19 protein-coding genes are annotated in these 20185 nt (G+C 43.5%); 12 read left to right on the forward strand and 7 right to left on the reverse strand.

What is annotated here, in order from left to right; genetic code table 11:
- Window positions 1-115 precede the first annotated feature (115 nt).
- From H6571_16365 to H6571_16415, 11 genes are all read left to right on the forward strand, one after another.
- Window positions 116-718: a hypothetical protein gene (locus H6571_16365; protein ID MCB9325314.1), complete on the forward strand. Its 603-nt coding sequence runs from the start codon at window positions 116-118 to the stop codon at window positions 716-718.
- 125 nt (window positions 719-843) lie between these two features.
- Complete coding sequence (locus H6571_16370) at window positions 844-1155, forward strand: integration host factor subunit beta (protein MCB9325315.1); 312 nt, start codon at window positions 844-846, stop codon at window positions 1153-1155.
- An 812-nt stretch (window positions 1156-1967) separates the two neighbouring features.
- On the forward strand, window positions 1968-3551 hold the full coding sequence (locus H6571_16375; protein ID MCB9325316.1) for an Rne/Rng family ribonuclease: 1584 nt from the start codon (window positions 1968-1970) through the stop codon (window positions 3549-3551).
- A gap of 778 nt (window positions 3552-4329) precedes the next feature.
- Entirely contained in the window at window positions 4330-6561 is a 2232-nt protein-coding gene (locus H6571_16380; GenBank protein ID MCB9325317.1) for a molybdopterin-dependent oxidoreductase, read from the forward strand.
- Complete coding sequence (locus H6571_16385) at window positions 6558-7091, forward strand: 4Fe-4S dicluster domain-containing protein (protein MCB9325318.1); 534 nt, start codon at window positions 6558-6560, stop codon at window positions 7089-7091. The genes H6571_16380 and H6571_16385 overlap by 4 nt, the downstream gene beginning before the upstream one ends.
- A gap of 12 nt (window positions 7092-7103) precedes the next feature.
- On the forward strand, window positions 7104-8045 hold the full coding sequence (gene nrfD / locus H6571_16390) for a polysulfide reductase NrfD (protein MCB9325319.1): 942 nt from the start codon (window positions 7104-7106) through the stop codon (window positions 8043-8045).
- A 74-nt stretch (window positions 8046-8119) separates the two neighbouring features.
- Entirely contained in the window at window positions 8120-8647 is a 528-nt protein-coding gene (locus tag H6571_16395) for a YeeE/YedE family protein (protein ID MCB9325320.1), read from the forward strand.
- A 58-nt stretch (window positions 8648-8705) separates the two neighbouring features.
- Window positions 8706-9296, forward strand: coding sequence for a YeeE/YedE family protein (locus H6571_16400; GenBank protein MCB9325321.1), 591 nt, complete (start codon window positions 8706-8708; stop codon window positions 9294-9296).
- An 18-nt stretch (window positions 9297-9314) separates the two neighbouring features.
- Window positions 9315-9989 carry a rhodanese-like domain-containing protein gene (locus H6571_16405; protein MCB9325322.1) on the forward strand — a complete coding sequence of 225 codons (675 nt, stop codon included), beginning with the start codon at window positions 9315-9317 and terminating at the stop codon, window positions 9987-9989.
- Window positions 9990-10033: 44 nt separating this feature from the next.
- Window positions 10034-10675 (forward strand): rhodanese-like domain-containing protein, encoded by a 642-nt coding sequence (locus H6571_16410; protein MCB9325323.1) that lies wholly within the window; start codon window positions 10034-10036, stop codon window positions 10673-10675.
- Window positions 10676-11300: 625 nt separating this feature from the next.
- Window positions 11301-11849: an NADAR family protein gene (locus tag H6571_16415; protein ID MCB9325324.1), complete on the forward strand. Its 549-nt coding sequence runs from the start codon at window positions 11301-11303 to the stop codon at window positions 11847-11849.
- Window positions 11850-12022: 173 nt separating this feature from the next.
- On the opposite strand, the gene H6571_16420 is transcribed toward H6571_16415, so the two are convergent.
- From H6571_16420 to H6571_16440, 5 genes are all read right to left on the reverse strand, one after another.
- Window positions 12023-12541, reverse strand: coding sequence for a DsrE/DsrF/DrsH-like family protein (locus H6571_16420; protein ID MCB9325325.1), 519 nt, complete (start codon window positions 12539-12541; stop codon window positions 12023-12025).
- Window positions 12542-12632: 91 nt separating this feature from the next.
- Window positions 12633-12944 carry a TusE/DsrC/DsvC family sulfur relay protein gene (locus H6571_16425; protein ID MCB9325326.1) on the reverse strand — a complete coding sequence of 104 codons (312 nt, stop codon included), beginning with the start codon at window positions 12942-12944 and terminating at the stop codon, window positions 12633-12635.
- 48 nt (window positions 12945-12992) lie between these two features.
- Complete coding sequence (locus tag H6571_16430; protein MCB9325327.1) at window positions 12993-13685, reverse strand: DUF1641 domain-containing protein; 693 nt, start codon at window positions 13683-13685, stop codon at window positions 12993-12995.
- A gap of 33 nt (window positions 13686-13718) precedes the next feature.
- On the reverse strand, window positions 13719-14948 hold the full coding sequence (locus H6571_16435) for an NAD(P)/FAD-dependent oxidoreductase (GenBank protein ID MCB9325328.1): 1230 nt from the start codon (window positions 14946-14948) through the stop codon (window positions 13719-13721).
- A 499-nt stretch (window positions 14949-15447) separates the two neighbouring features.
- On the reverse strand, window positions 15448-16905 hold the full coding sequence (locus H6571_16440; GenBank protein ID MCB9325329.1) for an FAD-dependent oxidoreductase: 1458 nt from the start codon (window positions 16903-16905) through the stop codon (window positions 15448-15450).
- A gap of 147 nt (window positions 16906-17052) precedes the next feature.
- Between H6571_16440 and H6571_16445 the strand changes: the two genes are divergently transcribed.
- Window positions 17053-18936, forward strand: a complete 1884-nt coding sequence (locus tag H6571_16445) for a hypothetical protein (protein ID MCB9325330.1) — start codon at window positions 17053-17055, stop codon at window positions 18934-18936.
- A gap of 29 nt (window positions 18937-18965) precedes the next feature.
- On the opposite strand, the gene H6571_16450 is transcribed toward H6571_16445, so the two are convergent.
- Together H6571_16450 and H6571_16455 are read right to left on the reverse strand one after the other, a co-directional pair.
- Window positions 18966-19724, reverse strand: a complete 759-nt coding sequence (locus H6571_16450) for a hypothetical protein (GenBank protein ID MCB9325331.1) — start codon at window positions 19722-19724, stop codon at window positions 18966-18968.
- A gap of 170 nt (window positions 19725-19894) precedes the next feature.
- Window positions 19895-20086, reverse strand: a complete 192-nt coding sequence (locus tag H6571_16455) for a cold-shock protein (protein MCB9325332.1) — start codon at window positions 20084-20086, stop codon at window positions 19895-19897.
- Between the last annotated feature and the right edge of the window lie 99 nt (window positions 20087-20185).

Raw genomic sequence — 20185 nt, forward strand, 5'->3', positions numbered from 1 at the left:
AAAGTCAGAAGTGTTCTTAATAATTCTAATTTTTATTGGTTCTTTAATACTGTAAGGCACTTACTTAGAAAGTTAGGAGGAGCGAGGTAATATTTATTGGCAAAAAAATAATCAAATGCGTCAATACAGGAATACGGACATTGAAGAGTTGGCCCCGCAGCTGCGTATGGATTACGCGGCAAAAGATGATTGGGGGCTGATCCATTTGTTGACGGATTTTCGTCTTTTTCGCAGAGGTTACGGCAAACGGATTACCAATGTGTTGTCGATGAAGGATTCAATGCTCGATTTTCATCTCCGTATCTTTGATTATAAATTTGTGGTAGGAGCAGGCAATTCGACACGGCGGATCAGCCAGACTGTTTTTTTTGTGGATTCCAAAAAACTGGGATTGCCTCATTTTTCCATGCAGCCAGAAATTTTTTTCCATAAGATAGGCCAGCATTTTGGTTTGCAGGATCTTGATTTTGAAGCATACCCGGCATTTTCCGATCAATATTTATTGAGAGGAGAGGATGAAAGTCTTATACGCAGTACCATGAGTAAGGATATGCTTCAATTTTTTACTTTGGAGAAATATTGGAGCCTGGAAGGGATGAATTACTATTTTATTTTTTATAAATGGAACAAAATTTTGCCCGTAGATCAGGTGTACCAACTGCATAAAAAGGGGCTTCAGCTATTCGAAATGCTGAAAGACGCCTCTTTTTTTCCATAAAATCCTGATTGATAGAAAAATAAAAGCCTATTTGTTTCTAATTAATAAAAAAATTGCGAAATTTGCACCCGCCTTAGCAGAAATGGGGTATAATTTCATAACTATCTAAAAACCAACCAATAAGAATGAGAAAAGCAGATTTGGTTGCTATTATTGCAGATAAGACAGGAGTACCGAAGGTAGACGTACTAGTGACTTTAGAGTCCTTTTTCAGAGAAGTGAAAGGCACCCTATCGAGTGGCGAGAACGTTTATGTGAGGGGATTCGGCTCTTTTGTGATTAAAAAAAGAGCTGAAAAAGTCGGCCGTAATATTAAAAGGAACGAGGCTATCGTTATTCCTGAACATTATATACCTTCGTTTAAACCTGCAAAGGTTTTTGTGGATCAGGTAAAGGGAAATGTTAATTCATTGCCCAAAGAAGAAGAAAATAATTAAATTAACATAAAAAAATAATATTCTATGCCTTGTGGAAAGAAGCGTAAGAGACATAAGATATCGACGCACAAAAGAAAGAAAAGACTACGTAAGAACCGTCATAAGAAGAAGAAATAATTCATAACGGGTTATCATGGATTTATCGCACATGAATTCACATTAGAGTACTGTGTGATAAATCCTCTCAGAATTCCTATAGGTCATTGCATTACAGCATTAGAGTTAAGGAAGTTCATTTTTGTTACAACGTTGAAAACGGATTGGAATAAGTATTATTGATGACACTTTATTACTCCAATCCGTTTTGCCGTTTATAAAGCAGGTTGCTGAAAGGCTTAAAACAGCCTAAAACCTGCTCATATCACGTGATTTGATTTGTGGCCCAACCCTCATAAAACCCGCTGTGTTTAGCAAAAATCCAAAAAACCGGAATGTTCAGCGCCATTCCAAACAATCAATGAGCCATAACATCGAAGAATACAGGATCAACGTCTGGAAATAGTTTCCCCAATTGGCCTGGCGATTCTGTGTTTGTAATAAGGAGCTTGTTATAAATTGGAATTTGTTATTCCATTTAGCTCTTGTCACGTTTAATTGTCGAATCATTTCAGTTCAACAGGTACGAGAGGGTACTTATTCTTTTCTTAAAATGATCCGACCGAAAATGTATTTCCACTAATTTAAACGATTCAGCGTCAATGCTGTTGTTTTGGTATTAGGCGAGTTGCCGTTTTATCGGGGTATGAAATGCCGGTATAACGGTTGTTCCGTTTTGACGAGTTTGTGCTCGTACCCGTAAAAATATAATACATGTGGAAAAGGAACTGATTATCAATGCGACCCAATCAGAGGTTGAAATTGCCTTAATGGAAAATTCAAAACTGGTTGAGGTCCATTACCAAAAAACAAACAATAATTTTTCCGTAGGGGATATTTTCCTGGGAAAGATAAAAAGATTAATGCCAGGCCTCAATGCCGCTTTTGTGGATATAGGCCATAAGAAAGATGCTTTTTTGCATTACACAGATCTCGGCCCTCAACTGAAATCTTTGCTTTCTTACACTGATAAAGTCGTCAGCGGGAAAATCTCCAATTACAAACTGGATAATTTTAAATTTGAACCTGAAATTGTCAAAACAGGGAAAATTGACCAGGTGCTGAGTAAAAAACAGGATGTTTTCGTCCAGATACTTAAAGAACCTATCTCTACCAAAGGTCCCCGTCTGAGTTGTGAAATTACGATCCCCGGAAGATACCTGGTACTGACTCCTTTCTCGAATGTTATTGCCGTTTCTAAAAAAATAGCCAGCGCTGCCGAAAGAAAACGTTTGCAGCTACTCATCGAAAGTATCAAACCTAAAAATTTCGGGGTCATTATTCGTACTGCAGCCGAGGGTAAAAAAGTGGGAGACCTGCTGGAGGAGCTAAATATGATGATGTCCAAATGGGAGCATATTTTTAAACAGTTGCACAAAGCCAATGCGCCTGCCAAATTGTTGAATGAGCTGGATAAGACGTCAAGTATTCTCAGAGATATCCTGACGGATTCCTTCAACAGGATCACCGTCAACGACAAAGAACTTTACGACAATATTAAAACTTACCTGGGAGCCATTGCCCCGGACCAGGTTAAAATCGTTAAGCATTATAAAGGCCCTAAACCCATTTTTGATGCTTTTAGCGTCAATAAACAAATAAAAATGTCCTTTGGCAAAACGGCGACCATGCCAAGCGGGGCATATCTGGTGATCGAGCATACGGAAGCGATGCACGTGATTGACGTCAACAGTGGGCACAAATTGTCGAGCAACAACCAGGAACAGGCGGTATTGAATGTCAACCTGGAATCGGCGGAAGAGATTGCCCGCCAGTTGAGACTCCGTGATATCGGGGGGATCATCATCATCGATTTTATCGACATGCGTAATCCGGAGCATAAACGCGAGTTGGTAAAGGCTTTACGCCAGTTCATGAAAAAAGACAGGGCACAGCACACGATTTTGCCACTCAGCAAGTTTGGACTGATGCAGATCACCCGGCAACGGGTTCGCCCTGAAGTAAACATCAATACGGCCGAAAACTGCCCGACTTGTGGCGGCACGGGCAAAATAAACGCCTCTATCCTGCTGGAAGACGATATAGAGCGCGACATGACCATTATTCTCCAATCAAGGCCTGATGCCAAAAAAATCCAGTTACACGTTCATCCATTTGTGGCGGCCTATCTGAAAAAAGGTTTCCCAAGTATCCGGATGAAATGGTGGGCTAAATACCGCAACTTGATCAAAATCGTACCCCAGGATAATTACACCATGGTGGAATACCGGTTTTTTGATTCCAACGACGATGAAATCCGTTTGAATTATCCGGTGAGTAATGTGCTTGAAAATGACTAAAACGTTGTTCTGAACAGGAGAACGTTAATAATAGGAAAAGACAATTTATCCCGGTATTTCATGCAGGGACGGTTCCCGAATGTTATCAGAAATGACAACATTCGGGATTTTTATTTTTAGGCCACTATGATCAAAATCACCGGCTCATGATAATATAGGTCAGTATGAAAGATATTATTAGGATGTATTTTCGCTTTTGAATGTACAGATTTCAGGTGAATTTTTAAACAAACAAAAACGGGCTTGTCATTCTAAAACAATAGCCAAAAACTACTTTAAACTTTACGCAGAAGCGGCTCTCAAAAGGAGTCGCTTTTGCCGTTTTAGAATCAAAATTCAATTTAAAATCAAGATTTAACAATTTAAAATCATTTTAAATAGTCAACCAATTCATCCTTTTTATGTTTTGTTTGACTGTTTAATTTTTGGCCTTTATGGAATTAAATTCTGAAAGTAGCAATCATAAAACATCATTATTCTTTGAAATTTCATTTTTATATTTTCTTGTTTTAGTTAAAATGGCTGGGTGGAAATTAATTTTTCATGAAAAAAACGGGAATATTCTTCTTTTTTATTCCTCATTGCCTGCTTTTTTAACCGATTGACAAAAATCACCTTCCTGGTGACTTTTGTCATATTTTTCGAGAAGATTAATGCCCAATTTTGTGACGTTAAGGGGGAGGATTCTTCTTGACGTGGTTATAAAAGGATATTTTTTTTGTCATAATATATGAATAAAGTATCATAAATTAATTTATTCAATTTAAAAAATTAAGGCATGGGTAGCAGACGGGATTTTATTAAAATTTCAGGCCTTGGGCTCGGTGCAATCAGTCTGGCGGGTTGTTCAATGGATTTTGGATCCAGGAACGATTTGTTCGGTGCCCTCTCGGAGGATACTTTGACCAGGGTGCCTACTTATTGTGAGGTATGTTTTTGGATGTGTGCCGGTTGGGGGTATAAAGACAATAACGGGAAGCTGATCAAAGTCATAGGCAATCAGGACGATCCGCATTGTAACGGGCGGCTTTGTCCACGGGGTACAGGAGGTATCGGGATGTATTATGACAAAGACAGGTTGACCAAACCGCTTATCCGTACCAAAGAAGGAGGTAAGGCCACGTTCCGGGAAGCTTCCTGGGATGAAGCACTGGATCTCGTGGCAGAAAAACTGGGAAAGATCGCTGAAAAATACGGACCGGAAACGGTCGCTTTATTCAAACACGGATCATCAGGTCACCAATTCGACCATCTGTTTAGTGCCTACGGAACCAAAAACCAAACCGCTCCTTCTTATGCTCAATGCCGCGGTCCCCGTGAAGTTGGATTCGGGGCTACTTTTGGTGCGCCCATGGGTTCTCCTGAACCTACGGACATTCGCGACACCAAATGCCTCGTACTCATAGGTTCTCATATAGGGGAAAACATGCACAACGGGCAGGTACAGGAGATGTCGGAAGCCATAGACAAGGATGCGACCATCATTACGGTTGACCCACGGTATTCTACGGCCGCCAGCAAATCCAAATACTGGTTACCGATAAAACCGGCAACAGATATGGCCTTATTGCTGGCATGGATCAACGTCATCATTTACGAAGAATTATACGATAAGGATTTTGTAGAGAACCATACTATAGGTTTCCAGGAGTTGAAAGCCCATGTGCGCAAGATGACTCCCGAATGGGCTTATGGCATTACCACGCTAAAGCCAGAGCTCATCCGCAAAACGGCCAAGGAAATGGCCAATGCTGCTCCAGCGGTGATCATCCACCCGGGCCGTCACGTGACCTGGTATGGGGATGATTCTCAGCGAGCCCGGGCGATGGCCATCTTAAATGCCCTGCTTGGTTCATACGGCAGAAGAGGGGGATTTTATTTCCCGGAAAGCATCAAGGTGCCCGAGCATCCTTCTCCTGAATATCCAAAACCAAGATGGGCCTGGAAAGATCTCCTCAATGGAAAATATCCTTTTGCGGGTCTTTCTGTTTCCAACGCTTTGGTCGATGCTTCTATTGAAGGGAATGTGGACGAGGAACACCGGATCAGGGCCTGGTTCATTACCGGTACTAATCTGCCGTTGACCCTGCCACAGAAAGAAACTTTCCAGAAGGCTATTGATTCCCTCGAATTTGTGGTCGTTTGTGACACCATGCCGATGGAGGTGACAGGGTATGCAGATGTTGTTTTGCCGGAATGTACTTACCTGGAAAGGTATGACGAGTTACGTACCTCTCCTCACCGTGAACCTTACCTGGCACTCAGAAGTCCGGTGATGGAGCCTGTCGGAGATTCCAAACCTTCATGGTGGATTGCCAAAGAATTAGGTAAGAAAATGGGCCTGGGGGCTTATTATGATTTTGAAGACTACAAAGAGGTGTTGGACTGGCAGCTGAAGCAGGTCGGGTCTTCTTTGGAGGAAATGGAAAAGATCGGGGTCAAAAAATTCCCCCGTAAGACGAATTTGTACCATGTGGAAGGACAACCATGGGATTTTAGAACCCCTTCCGGAAAGGTCGAATTGTATTCCCAGAAATTTGAGGATAAAGGTTTTGACCCTTTACCAAAATATACGGCACATCCGGAGCCTGAAAACGGATTTTACCGGCTGATCTATGGCCGTGCCCCAATGCACACTTTCAGCCGGACGGCGAACAATCCTAATCTTCATGATCTCATGGAAGAGAACAACGTTTGGATCAATCCGAAGGTAGCGAAGATGTGGGGCTTAAAAACCGGAATGGAAATATGGCTGGAAAATCAGGATGGGGTCAGATCTGCTTTTCCTGTTAAAATCAGGGTGACCGAGAGAATACGATGGGACAGCGTTTATATGGTCCACGGTTTCGGCCATGATAATAAGAAACTGACCAACGCTTACGCGAAAGGGGCCAGTGACAGTGAGTTGATCACCAATGTAATGATCGATCCGCTCATGGGAGGTACCGGGATGCGCGGGAATTTCGTCACCTTTCATATTAAGAACCCAAACAAAACAGCTGACATATGAGATACGCGATGGCAATAGACACTAAAAAATGTGTCGGGTGTAGTGACTGCGTTGTCGCTTGCCAAACTGAAAATAATGTGCCGATAGGATATTGCAGAGATTGGATCAGTGAGACGGTCGACGGAACCTATCCGCTGCTGGAGCTTGAACTTCGCTCAGAACGATGCAACCATTGTGCCGATGCTCCTTGTGTGCGTTGTTGCCCTACCGGGGCCAGCCACATCGTGGAAGGGGGAGTCGTACTGGTGACCCACGACGAATGTATCGGTTGTGGAGCATGCATCGAGTCTTGTCCTTATGATGCCCGTTATTCTCACCCGGACGGATATGTGGATAAATGTACTTTCTGTATCCACAGGGTACGAGACGGGCTGAAGCCCGCTTGTGTTTCGGTATGTCCTACCAACTGTATGTATTTTGGTGATTTGGACGATCCCAACAGTGAGATTTCTCATATGTTGAAGAAAAGAAAACACAAAGTTCTGGCTCCCGAAGCAGGTACGGATCCTAAAGTATTTTATTTGATCTAAAAGGTAAACAACATGAATGAAGAACTTATCATCAGTGGTAGAAATATTCCAGGGGTAGATCCGAGTTTACACATTTGGCACTGGCCGATTTCGTTATACTTGTTCCTGGGAGGGCTTTCGGCCGGAATTTTGTTTTTCGCGGCTTATTATGCCATTCGCGGAAAACAGGATGAGATGCCGACGGCGGTTAAGTGGGCAACATTTATCGTTCCCTTTGCCTTAGTGGTTGGACTGGCGGCCCTGATCTACGATTTGAAACATCCTTTGTACTCCTGGCGCCTGTACACGACCATACGGTTCGAATCCCCGATGTCATGGGGGGCATGGACATTGATGGCCATCACACCGTTGTCCATTTTGTGGTCAGCCAGTTTTTTAAGTGAATTATTTCCAAAATGGGACTGGAAGTTTGATATTTTAAAAAAAGCAGAAGCGCTTGTCATAAAGTACAGAGTCACCCTGGCCTGGGTCATGATCGTCTTTTCGGTCATCCTGGGTATTTATACGGGGATATTGCTCTCTGCCTTCAACGCCAGGCCGTTGTGGAATAACGCTATCCTGGGGCCTTTGTTCCTGACTTCGGGGTTGTCGACCGGTGCGGCTACCATCATGTGGATGGCCAAAACGCACCTGGAGCGCGATGCATTCCGTAAAATAGACTTACTACTTATTACGATAGAATTATTTTTCATCGTTCACCTGTTCATGGGATTCCTTGCCGGCCCCGAGGTGCAGCAGGAGGCTGCTCAGCTGTTCCTGGGCGGAGAGTACACGGTTCCCTTCTGGATCTTCGTTGTTTTCCTCGGACTGGTATTCCCGGGAGTGTTGGAAATTATGGAGATAAGAGGGTATAAAATTCCTGTTGCGCTGCCAGCGATCCTGATCCTCATCGGCGGATTGGTCTTTAGGTTTATTATGGTGGATGCGGGACAATTGACTAGATATTTATATTAACCTAGTTTCTTTTTTCTGGTTACCAGCTAAAAAAACGAGTAACCAGAAACGAGTAACCAGTAACCAGTAAAATTATGAGTACAAAAGATAAAACTCCGGCTCCTTTTTTGAATCCCTATTTTGGGGGTATTCTCCTGGGAGTAATATTATTGATGACCTTTTACATCACCGGTCGCGGACTGGGCGCAACGGGAGCCATTAAGAGTTCCGTTATAGCCACGGTACAGGAGATATCTCCTCAACACGCGAATGAATCGGATTATTATAATTTGTTTATCCGGGAAGACCGTAATACGTTGAACACCTGGCTCGTTTTCGAAGCCATCGGGTTAATCGCGGGAGCCTTTTTATCAGGCGCCTTGTCGAGGAGACTGACCTGGAAGGTGGAGCATTCTCCAAAGATTACTTCCCGTACCCGGTTGATATTTGCCTTTCTGGGGGGCGCGCTTTTTGGCATAGGCTCCCAGTTTGCGAGGGGTTGTACGAGCGGGGCGGCCCTGAGTGGTTCTGCGGTGCTGGCCACTTCCGGTTTTCTGGCGATGATCTCCATATTTGGGTCGGCATACCTTTTTGCCTATTTTGCCCGAAAACTATGGATTTGACCGGTTATAACCCGAAGGCGAACAAACAAATTTGAACAATCAAAAAAAACAATCAATTATGGGACCTTTAATTCCTAATGGGTTTATAGACGAAGGATGGGCATACGCCATTGCGGTGGTGTTGGGATTTTTCTTTGGAATGGTACTGGAAGCTTCGGGGTTTTCGACTTCCAGGAAGCTGGTGGGCTCCTTTTACGGGTATGACTTTACAGTGGTACGGGTATTTTTTACCGCTACAGTTACTGCACTGGTAGGGCTTTTATATTTTAACTATATGGGATGGCTGGACATGAGCAAATTGTATGTCATGCCTACCTTTTTATACCCGATCCTGGTAGGGGGTGTCATCATGGGACTGGGCTTTGTCCTCGGAGGTTTTTGTCCGGGAACGAGTATTTGCGCGGCCGCCATTGGTAAAATCGATGCCATGCTTTTTGTGGTGGGTGCTTTTTTTGGGATTATGGTTTTTTCAGAAGCCTTCCCGCTCATCGAAGACTTTTACTATAGTTCCAATCTCGGCAGGCTAAGAATAAATGAAACACTGGGCATTTCCAGCGGATTATTTGCCTTTTTGTTTACCATGGTGGCGCTGATTGCCTTTGGGGTAGGTACTTTGGTTAAGCGCAGGGTGAAAAAAGTAGAATATTAAATTTAAAAAGTAGAATCGATGAAAAATCCATTTCTTATCAGAAAAAGGTATTTGTTCCTAATGGCAGTGGCTATTGTCCTTTCCGGAGGGTTGATTTTTTTGCCGGAGCAATCCAATACCAAAGAATTGCCCGCAGATAAATTGATGATGGAGCTGGAAGATAATACAAGGTTTCTCACTACAGATGAAGTGGCCGAACTGATCATCAACCAGGATCCTACTTTATTGATCATTGATCTGAGAAGCCCTGAAGCTTATGAAAAGTTTTCCCTCGAAGGAGCCCTTAATATTCCTTTTGAAAAGTTGTTCGAGAAGGAAAATAAGGATTATTACAACAAAGGAGAGATGAAAAAAGTCTTTTACGGGGATACGGATGAGATCAGTGAGCAGGCGTGGGTCATGCTGCGTCGAGCTGAATATAGGAATATTTTTGTCATGAAGGGGGGATTGACAGCCTGGGTCGAGACGATCATGAAACCGGTCAAACCAGACGATCAGGTATCTGATACTGAACTCGATCTTTACAACACTAGAATGGCAGCACGCAGGTATTTTGCCGGGGGAAGCGTTGAAATCGTTCCTGATATTCTTTCAGACAACCAGGCGCCGGCGGAAAATCCTGAAGTGAAGAAAAAAGTAAAGGTTCTTCCCAAAAAAGTGGTAAAAGAAGCCGTCCAGGAAGAGGGCTGCTGACCAGTATCCCCGTAAACATTAACCTGTATCAAAAACAAAAAGTTATGCCAGACAGATCGCTTTCCAACATACGCAGACTGACAATAGCCTTAACCCTTTTTACTCTCGTTATTGTCGTCGGTTTACTGACCATCGGTAAACAGAAATTCAGATATAAAATCAGCAATGAAGAAATGCTCACGCAAATCCTCAAGGCTGACTATATGGTGAGCCCCGAAGCCGCTAAACAAATTCTCAGCCAAAATGACGGCAAGGTCAAGTTTGTGGACCTCCGCAATAAATACGATTTTAATATCGGCCACCTCGAAAATGCATTAAACATTCCGACCCACAAATTGCTGGAGGATGAAAACCTCGACCTTTTTAAGGATCCATCGATCACCTATGTTCTCTATGGGGCAGACCACCTGGCGGCTAATGGCCCCTGGATGGTTATGCGTAAATTAGGGTTCAACAATTTTAAAGTACTCGAGGGCGGTTATAAAGGACAAATGGCCGATGCGGTCATGGCCACCGGCGATAAAGCCATTTACGATTATAACAATATCTTAGTTGAAGCTCAAAAGGAAATATCGGAACTTCAGAAAGCCGGAGAAGCAGCACCTGATGCCCCTAAACCGGTGAAGAAAAAAGTGACGATTCTTCCGAAGAAGGTGGCAAAGCCGGTAGAGGAAGAAGGGTGCTAGGCCATGTGCTTGCTGCCATAAAAGTTGTTCCATGGGGTTAGCTCATCTATAGCTTTGTGCTCAATGATCCTTTTGGATTTGCTCGTTGGTCTTTCCTCAAATTGAAGAAAATTGTTTGAATCATAACGTTAACATGAGTCATCCCGAATTTCATCTAATCAGATAAAATTCGGGATTTTTCTTTTACAAAAGAAATAAACCGCAAAACCTGCCTTCCGTCACGGCAGCAGGCAAGGTTTAAAACAAGTAACCGCAAAATTTAGAAGTGTTTGGGTCGTGGGTTAGGTGTTTTGCGACAAAAAATGACTTTTTCCAAAACCCAAACCTTTTGCCCACTCACTTTTACACCTGCCTTCCTGCGTCAGCAGGCAGGTTTTAAATTCCTTGTTTTACACCTGCCTTCCTGCGTCAGCAGGCAGGTTTTACATTTAAAAAATATTTCAAATAATCAAAAAATTTCCAGTTCAGACAGTTTTTGAAAATTTGGGATGAACTCATGTTTTTTTTTGTCAGGATCAGGGTTTGTGGATTGGCGGATTTGGGGATGGTTTGGTAAGCAAGGAACTAAAAATACCAGGGAAGAGTTCTTTTAGCGAATGACTTTTTGTTTCCTACAAAATTAATTATGAAATACAGTAACGAATGGCTGGATCACCAGATTCAAAATGGTCTCAGGCCGGAGTATATTTTCTTCTGGGGAGATAAGCCACAAAAAGATGGCAGTATTGGCAAATCGTGCTTCAGCCAGTGGTTTGACCGGGGTTTCACCTGGGAAGACATTACTTACCCTACCGCTGAACACTGGATGATGGCAGAAAAAGCCAGGCTCTTTGAGGATGAGGAAACCCTGGATAAAATACTCAGGTGCAAGTCTCCGGGGGAAGCCAAAAAACTGGGACGGGAGGTGCTGGGTTTTGAGGTGGAAAGCTGGAAAGGCAAGTGCGGCGATATCGTAATCAACGGGAATTACCTGAAATTCAAACAAAATAAGGATTTGAAGGCTTTTCTGATGGCAACCAAAGGAAAAATCCTCGTGGAGGCCAGTCCTTACGACAACATCTGGGGGATTGGCATGAAAAGCGGGGATGAGGGGATTGAGGATCCTAAAAACTGGAAGGGACTCAACCTGTTGGGATATGCGCTGATGGAGGTGCGGGATCAGTTACTTACTTAACCGGATGTCCAGCAGCATTCATTAGAAAAAAATACCCCGAAAGTTACCGCCATTGTGGGTTGCTAAAAAATTGTAGCGCAACATGGAGGTAACTTTCAGGGCAATCCTGAATTATCTAAAAGTAGTGATTGAGATTATTGGAAAAGGTTAGAAACCTTTCTTATTTTATTTGTTTAGATGAAAACGATCTGAGAACCTTCTTCCTGGGCTCTGGTATAAAAATCTCCGATTGTCAACACATCATCAATTTCATCCACCAGGTCAGATTTTTCCAAATGGAACATATCCATAGCCAGTTTACATGCCCAAAGTTTAGTACCTGAATCAGAAAGAATTTCAATAAACTCAGCTACGTCAGGCAGGTCAAGCTTTTCCATTTCTTTTTTCATCATTGAAGTGGCGAAGGCTTCCATGCCGGGCAGTCCACCGAGCATTGTAGGGATATGCATGGCCGGATTCCCGACGGTAGCCACGTGTAGTTTATTCATTCTTTCCTTGTTTACGGCTTCCAGTCCGAAGAAAGTGAAAAATATTTCCGCTTCAATACCTTCCATGCGGGCACCATTGGCCATAACGAAACAAGCATAAGCAGAGTCGATGGTGGCTTTTGAGAGAATGAAACACATTCTTTTGATGTTCGGTTTCTTTTCTACTTTTTCAGTGACGGATTTTGAAATTGTTCCTGCTTCCATGATATTACTTTTGAATATTTTTTTTAATTAATTAGAAAACACCTGATCATAATAATGTTGCTAACATTTTATCGTGGGTTCAAAACTGAACTTAGACACAACTGGCAGGCTTAGGGATTCCGGCTATTTTGGTGGATAGTTTCAGAGGGCCCTTTGGAAATAATTCGTAAAGCTCCTTGATATCTACCACACCGCTTTGTTTGATCCTGCGGATAGACAGGGCCACCTCATTTTTGTACTGGTCCTGGAGGTAATTGATGACCGCCCAGTGCCTGTCTGTCATTTCTATGCCTTCTTCTGCAGCGATACTTTCTGCAACTGTTTTATCCCATTGACTCAGATCAGTGAGGTATCCTTCTTCGTTAACATCGACGGATTTTCCATTATAAGTTTTAACTGCCATGATGATAATTATTTAATTGAATAATAGAGGCTTGATATTGCCCGATTTTTAATTGTTTACTTCTTGTTTTGATAAACTCTTGAGGAAGGTGATCATAAAACCAATTCCTTTTTTCAATTCCGGGGATCTCATTTCTTTCATCGCTTTCCACAAAGAGTATTCCGGAATATTTTCCATATCCATATGCTGGTAGATGGTGATCGCATTATTCATGGCCTTGAGCATGTTGGGTTGGGTTAAATTTTTAACCGTATCCAGAATGGTAATCACATTATCCGCCAGTAAATTAATGTCTTCTTTAGAGTAGGTTGTAACAACTTTGTCCACGATCTTTCCGCTTTCTCTCATGAATTCGAAATATCCTTTTCGTTCTAATTCATGGAGATAACCAATGCTTGTCAGGCCCACGTCCTGAATGATAGGGCCTACGTCTTTTATGAAATCATTCGCACTTTCAATAGCTTCAAAAAGCTCATAAAAAGTTTTGATGTTTCTCAGCACTTTAAACCCTAACCCGGCAAGAGCTTCAGTATCCAGTTCGACGCCTGCTTTGTCCAGTTCCACTACGGCAGTCTTAAACATATCATTGCCGATGATGGATAAGTCTTTGACCAAATCCTCCGTCTCTTCCCTTTTTTGCTGCTGGAGTTTCATGCCCTCCAGCAACAGGTCGAGCTTTTGATTGATCGCGTCTATCTGCCCCTGAATTTGCTGATCGTCTTTTTTATTGATAATTTCCATTTACCGTCGATTTAGATTAAAATAAAAGTGACTTTACATGGTTTTGCCGGCCATGGTCATCTTGGAATCAATAGGCATTTCTTTACCTTTCAGCAGAATGTGCCAGTAAATCCAGCGGAACATCAACTTTCCATAGTGATTCATCCTGGATTCTTTCAACAAGGCGAAAGGCCCGATACCGGGAAATGGAAAATGGCCAGGGAGAGGTTCTGTATCGTAGTTGAAATCGATCAATGCCCCTTTACCATGACCTGTCTCTATATAACAATTGGAGTGTCCGTCAAAAGAAGCCGTATAAGGTCTGCCCTCGATGGCGCACAAAAGATTTTCATAAAGCACTTCTGCTGCGAAGTGGACTACTGACCCTGCCTTGGAGGTTGGAATGTTTGCCGCATCACCCAATACGAAAATATTTTCGTATTCCTTGGACTGGAGGGAGTTTTTGTCGGTAGGCACGAAACGCATTTCATCTCCTAAACCGCTTCGCTCAATCATATCGTCCCCCATATTCGTAGGCACCGATACCAAACAGTCAAAAGGCACTTCCTGGTCAGCGTAATCGCGGATGAGCATGTTTTCGTTATCTACTTCTGCGATATTAAAATCGGCAACGATATTGATGTTTTTCTCCGTCATCAGACTTCCCAGCATCTTTGAAGCTTTGGGTTTGGTGAATGCACCGCCCAAAGGCGTGACATAGGTGATATCCACCTTGTCTCTCATGCCCCTTTCGGTAAAAAATGCATCGGCGAAGAATAAAAATTCAAGGGGAGCGACAGGACATTTGATGGGCATTTCTACCACATTGACCACCAGTTTACCGCCTTGCCATGTTTTGAAAAAATTGGCCAAAGCAAGAGCGCCTTCGATGGTGTAGAAGTCAAATACTTTTTTATACCAAAGTTCTCCTTTCAGGCCAGGTGTTTCTTCCGGATTAGTTTTGGTTCCTGTGGCAATAATCAAATAGTCATAGTTGATCACCTTTCCGTCTTCAAGCGCCACTTTGCTTTCTTTAGGTAAGATTTTATCAATGCCGGAAAAAATGATATCCACCCCTGGAGGGATGAAATTGCTTTTTGGTTTGATCACATCTTCTTTGGTGTACATACCGAAGGGGATAAAAAGAAATCCCGGCTGGTAGTAATGTGTTCTGTATTGATCGACAATAGTGATTTTCCAATCGGCCCTGTCGAGTGCTTTTCTCATTTTATTGGCCATGATCGTGCCGCCGGTTCCCGCTCCTAATATCAGTAGATGCTTCATAATCTGTTTAGCTGTCTTGTTAATGAATGGTTGGAAATCACTACAAATGTACACATGATAAAATTTTCATCTATTGACATATATCAGAGGTGTTAAGTGATATTGATCACTAAAGACATTGATTTAGGCAGTAAAAAGAGCCGATTAGGCTTTTTGGATCGGTTTTGACCGATCCGGAAAGGCAATACAACATTAATGAACAAAAGAAGCTTTTGTCTGGTATCTGAAAAACAGCATGAAAAGGGTAGGTCAGGAGTGTCCCTTCACTACAATCTTGAGTATTTTTAAGTTCAACACAAAAAAACGCCAAATTTGAAAGGGCACGAAATTCCTCCAGAACAAAGTTCTTTTGGTAGGCATCGGAGGATAGTATTGATCGGTATATCTTTTTTTCTTTGTTTTGCTCATGATGCTTTGATGCTGTACTATTTTGATACTAAGATGTTATGAAAAATCACTACCAATTTTACACTCTCCCCTATGTCCCTGTTCCCCTTACTTATTCCGGCAATAACCACCAAAACGGTCTTCCTTTTGCCTTGTACAAAAACATATAATGCATAAACCATTTCATCCAGTGCCCGGCAAGTCCCGGTTCTCCAACCGTATTCTTTATGTCTCTTCCCCATTCAGGGTATTTGTCCCAATCCGGCACCACCGGGTTGACGGTCATGGTGGCCGCAGTACCTTTGGTCATGCCGAATCCGGCAGAGACGATACAGGCGGCGCCCATTCGGCCCATTGACGCTTTGTGTTTGATCAGCGGTTTGTCCGATTTGATCCATTCGGCAATGTTATCGGCAATCACTTTTCCAATCACCCCGGAAGGCATTCCTGTTCGTGGAGGTGCCGGGAAAATGGGATTGCCGTTCTCACTTTTCATCGGTTTTGAAATGGAGTGTGGGGGTGCGAATGCGATACCTGCAGCAAAAATATTCGGGTAGTCCTGGTTCTGATAGGTTTCCGGCCAGTCCTGTATGGTCCATTCGTCATACGGTTTTCCGGAATAATCAGCATCCACTTTCATGAAACCGTTTGCTGCGAAGAGTTTGTCAGTGATGTCAGCTCCGGCATTATCGTAAGCTTTAAAACCGTGGCCACTAAAGGCAGGGATGAGCATGGCAAAATCAAAATGCTGGGTGTGGAATTTTCCGTCGAGCGTTTCATAATGGATTTTCCCTTCCTCCACTTTGGTGACCGCTGCCCTTTTGATCCAGCTTATGTTACGCTCATTAAAATAGGATTCTGTAAATATTTTGGTTGAGGTGACGTACCCTCCTTTTTTAATAAAAGCGCCGCCCATTCCAAAATCGCCGAGTTCGTATTCGTTGGAAATCCAGATGACTTCCGCCAAATCCTCGAGGCCACGACGCTTAATCTCAAAATCAACATTCAGGATGTATTCAAAAGCTGCTCCCTGACAGGTGGAAGTCCCGTGTCCCGTCCCGATCAGGAAGGTCTGTTTTTCGCCCTTTTCCATTTTGGCCAGCACCTGCTGCAACCGTTGCCAGGCTTCGGCCGCATGGGTATAGGAACAAACAGAAACGCAGTGTTTACCAGGTTCCAGCCCTTCCGTAGCTTCGAAATTTAATTTGGGGCCGGTAGCGTTGATGAGAAAATCATATTCAACCTTCTCTACCTCTCCTTTTCTATCCCCGGCAACGTATTCTACCGTAACGAATCCGGTCTTTTGGTCCCCTTTCCCTTCCGGGTAAAAGTCCATGACCTTGGCCTGTTTATAACTCACGCCCCACTTTTTATATAACGGCGCGAGTTCAAACCTAACCTGATCAATGTTCATCCGGCCTACCCCCACCCAAATATTGGAAGGAATCCAGTGGTAATAAGAATTTGGGGAGACCATCACCAATTCATGTTCCTTTCCTAACTGCCGCCGGAGATAAGCGATGGCAGTATGACCTGAAATTCCCGCTCCGAGGACAACCACTTTTGACATATTCCTGTTGTTTTTGTTGCCTGTCAAAGATATGGAAAATAATTAAATAAACATATATATGAACATATTTTCATGTTATTTAAAAACCTTCTTCTCTTATGATGGTGATTATGGGTAAATCGCCTTATTTTTACAAAAAAAAGCACCATGCCGATTTTTGTTTATTCCTTTCTGAAAAAAAAATCTGCCCCCATCTTCCTGCTGACCATCGTTACTCTTTTAGCATGGCAATGCACGAGGAAAGACCAACAGCCGAAAGTGGTGAAAGATTATGTCATCATAAAAAATGAAGGAAAGGAAACCTGTCTGAATTGCCATGCCGAAATGACCGGTTTTTCTCCTGCTCACGATCCCCAAAAAATAGGCTGTGCCTCCTGTCATCTGGGCAATCCCAATGCGGAAGAGGAGGAGGCCTCCCATGAAGGGATGATCCTTATCCCCGGAAACGTGGCTACTGCGAATTTATCCTGTGGCACCACAGATTGCCACCCGGGCATTCCTCAGCGTATCGAACTGTCGCTCATGAATACGATGAGCGGGATCATCACCATTGATAAATATGCCTTTGGAGAATCTGAAACTTTTGATGCCCATCATCATGTTAAAGACCTGGGCAATTCCGCAGCGGATACGCATTTGCGAAGTTTATGCGTATCCTGTCATTTAGGTCGCGAAAAATTAGCTTCCGAACCGGTAAGCGAAAGTTCCCGCGGCGGAGGGTGTAATGCCTGCCACCTTAATTACAGTAAACAGGCGGAAGCATCCCTTGCCGAATATCGTGACGGAAAAGGGTTGAAGGTGCATGCGGCGCTGAATATGCAGATATCCAACGATCATTGCTTTGGGTGCCACAGCCGGTCGGGCCGGATTTCTACCAGTTACGAGGGCTGGCATGAAACCCGTTATACAGATGCCGAAGTGAAGGGCAAGCCAGGTTTTCGCAAACTGGAAGACGGGCGTAATTTTCAATACATAACCGAAGATGTACATCATACCTTCGGCCTGGAGTGTATTGATTGTCATAATGCAGGAGAAGTGATGGGGGATGGCATCGAATATATGCACAGCGAGGAAGCGGTGCGGGTGCGTTGTCAGGATTGTCATTTCAACCAGGCGCCCGAAGTGATCCCTTTTAAATCTCTTGATGCGGAATCCAAAAAGATCATCGCCCTGCGATCCACCTTGTCCGAATTGGAAAGGTTTGTCAAAGGCGAAAAGGCAGAGGAAGCCATGATCAATGTATCGGTTGATGGTGCGGGCAAGGCCTTTTTTATCAGTAAGAATTCCGGAAAGCGGCTGCAATTAACCCCTCCCGCTGAAATATGCACCCGGGGCACGGCTCATGACGCACTCACGTGCAGCGCCTGTCATACTTCCTGGACGCCCCAATGCATCGGTTGCCATAATAGCTACGAACCCCAAACCCAAAGTTATGATCTACTGGATCGGAAAATGGTGGACGGCAAATGGATCGAACACCTTGGCGAATTTTTTGCAGAATCTCCTACGCTCGGCATTGTGGAAAATGAAGAAGGTCGCCGCGTAAAAACATTCGTCCCCGGTATGATCATGACCATTGATGAGGCTGAATTTCCGCAAGAGAAAGAGGATGGAGGATTTTCCTTCTATCGGCTTTTTGCTCCCCTGGAAGCCCACACTACAGTGAAAGCAGGTCGGGATTGCAAAAGTTGCCACAACAATCCGCTGGCCATAGGGTACGGGCGGGGAGCCTTAAATTATTTGGTCAATGGACAAAAAGGAACCTGGCAGTTCGTAGCCGATTATGCGGATGAGGATCACGACAACCTGCCCCAGGATGCGTGGGTGGGATTTCTTGAATTGCCCAAAAGCACCCCGGCTACAAGGGGTAATGCCCGGCCATTTACCCCGGAAGAGCAAAAACGCATCCTGACTGTCGGAGCCTGCCTGACCTGTCACAAAGATAATGCTCCGGTCATGCAGCAGGGACTTGATGATTTTGATGCGCTGCTGAAGCGGGTGAGTAAACAGTGTGTATTGCCGGAATTTTGAGGGTTGATTTTTTGTGCCTCCATTCTCTATCATATCCCGAGGAAGTATTCCAACTCGGCGCTGACCCGGGTGATGCTCAGTTTTACTGTCTGGAATGAACTCGGGAACATTTTATCCAGGATATTGGCGATCCTTTCATTGTCGGGTACCAGTTTCGGATCCTCCTGGGTTTGCAGTTGTCCCGTGTAGATGATCTCCACCAGGGCATTGGCAATGCTGCATTTGGTGAAATTGCCCAATACTGGTTCAGCCACGGATTCAAAAAAATCGATGCCGCTGATTTCAGGCAATCTTTTATACCGGTTGGCAATGCCGGCAATAATGCCTTCCGACCTTGTACCGGCATAGGATTTGATCAGATCCGGATAATTGATGAATATTTCCCCCAACTCACGGGCGATATCATTTTTTTCCCTCAGGCGGGTTTGATTGGACAGGATGGTATTGGCATTTTTTCGGGCCTGGTTAAAACGCTTTTCCAGTTCCAGTATGGAAGAAAAGACCTCATTACTGTCCTTTTTTATTTTGAAATTCTCTTCATTGAGGCTGTCGATAGATTCGATGATTTCCAGCAGGCTGTAGGTGATGGAATTCATTTCGATCTGGTAATCGCTGTGTTCCAGCAATCCCTTGTTCTTTTCACTGGTGACTCTGCTGTACCTGTTGGCGATGAGGTACACCTCCGTCGCAAACCGGGTGTAATGCTTGCTTACAAAGTCCACGAGCAGGTTGATGGTTTCTTCTAACTCCCCTTTTTTGATGAATCCCAGCAATTGTTCATGTATCATGGTAAAGGTGTATTGGTGAATGCGTTTTAAACCGGTACCGGACGGTTTGTTTTTATAAAAATAACGGCCTACCCCCAGATTTGCAAACGCAAATGGCTGATTTCCTCAAAAAAAAAAGCCTGTCAAAAATTTGACAGGCTTTTATGGGTAAAAAAATTAAAGCGATTTGGTTATGCCGCTTTAACGTTTACAGCGTTTAATCCTTTTGGACTTTCCTCAACATCATAGCTCACTTTATCGCCTTCGGCGATTTCATCGATTAATCCATTGACATGTACAAAAACATCTTTACCTCCTTCATCAGGAGTGATAAATCCAAATCCTTTCGAATTGTTGAAAAATTTTACAGTTCCGTTACTCATTATTATATATTATAAAGTGAGCCGCAAAGGTAGTACAATATCATTGTAATAACTAAAATTTTGCTAACTATTTGATTTTCAATAAAAAATGATTGGTTT

Source organism: Lewinellaceae bacterium (assembly GCA_020636105.1).
Classification (GTDB): Bacteria; Bacteroidota; Bacteroidia; order Chitinophagales; family Saprospiraceae; genus BCD1.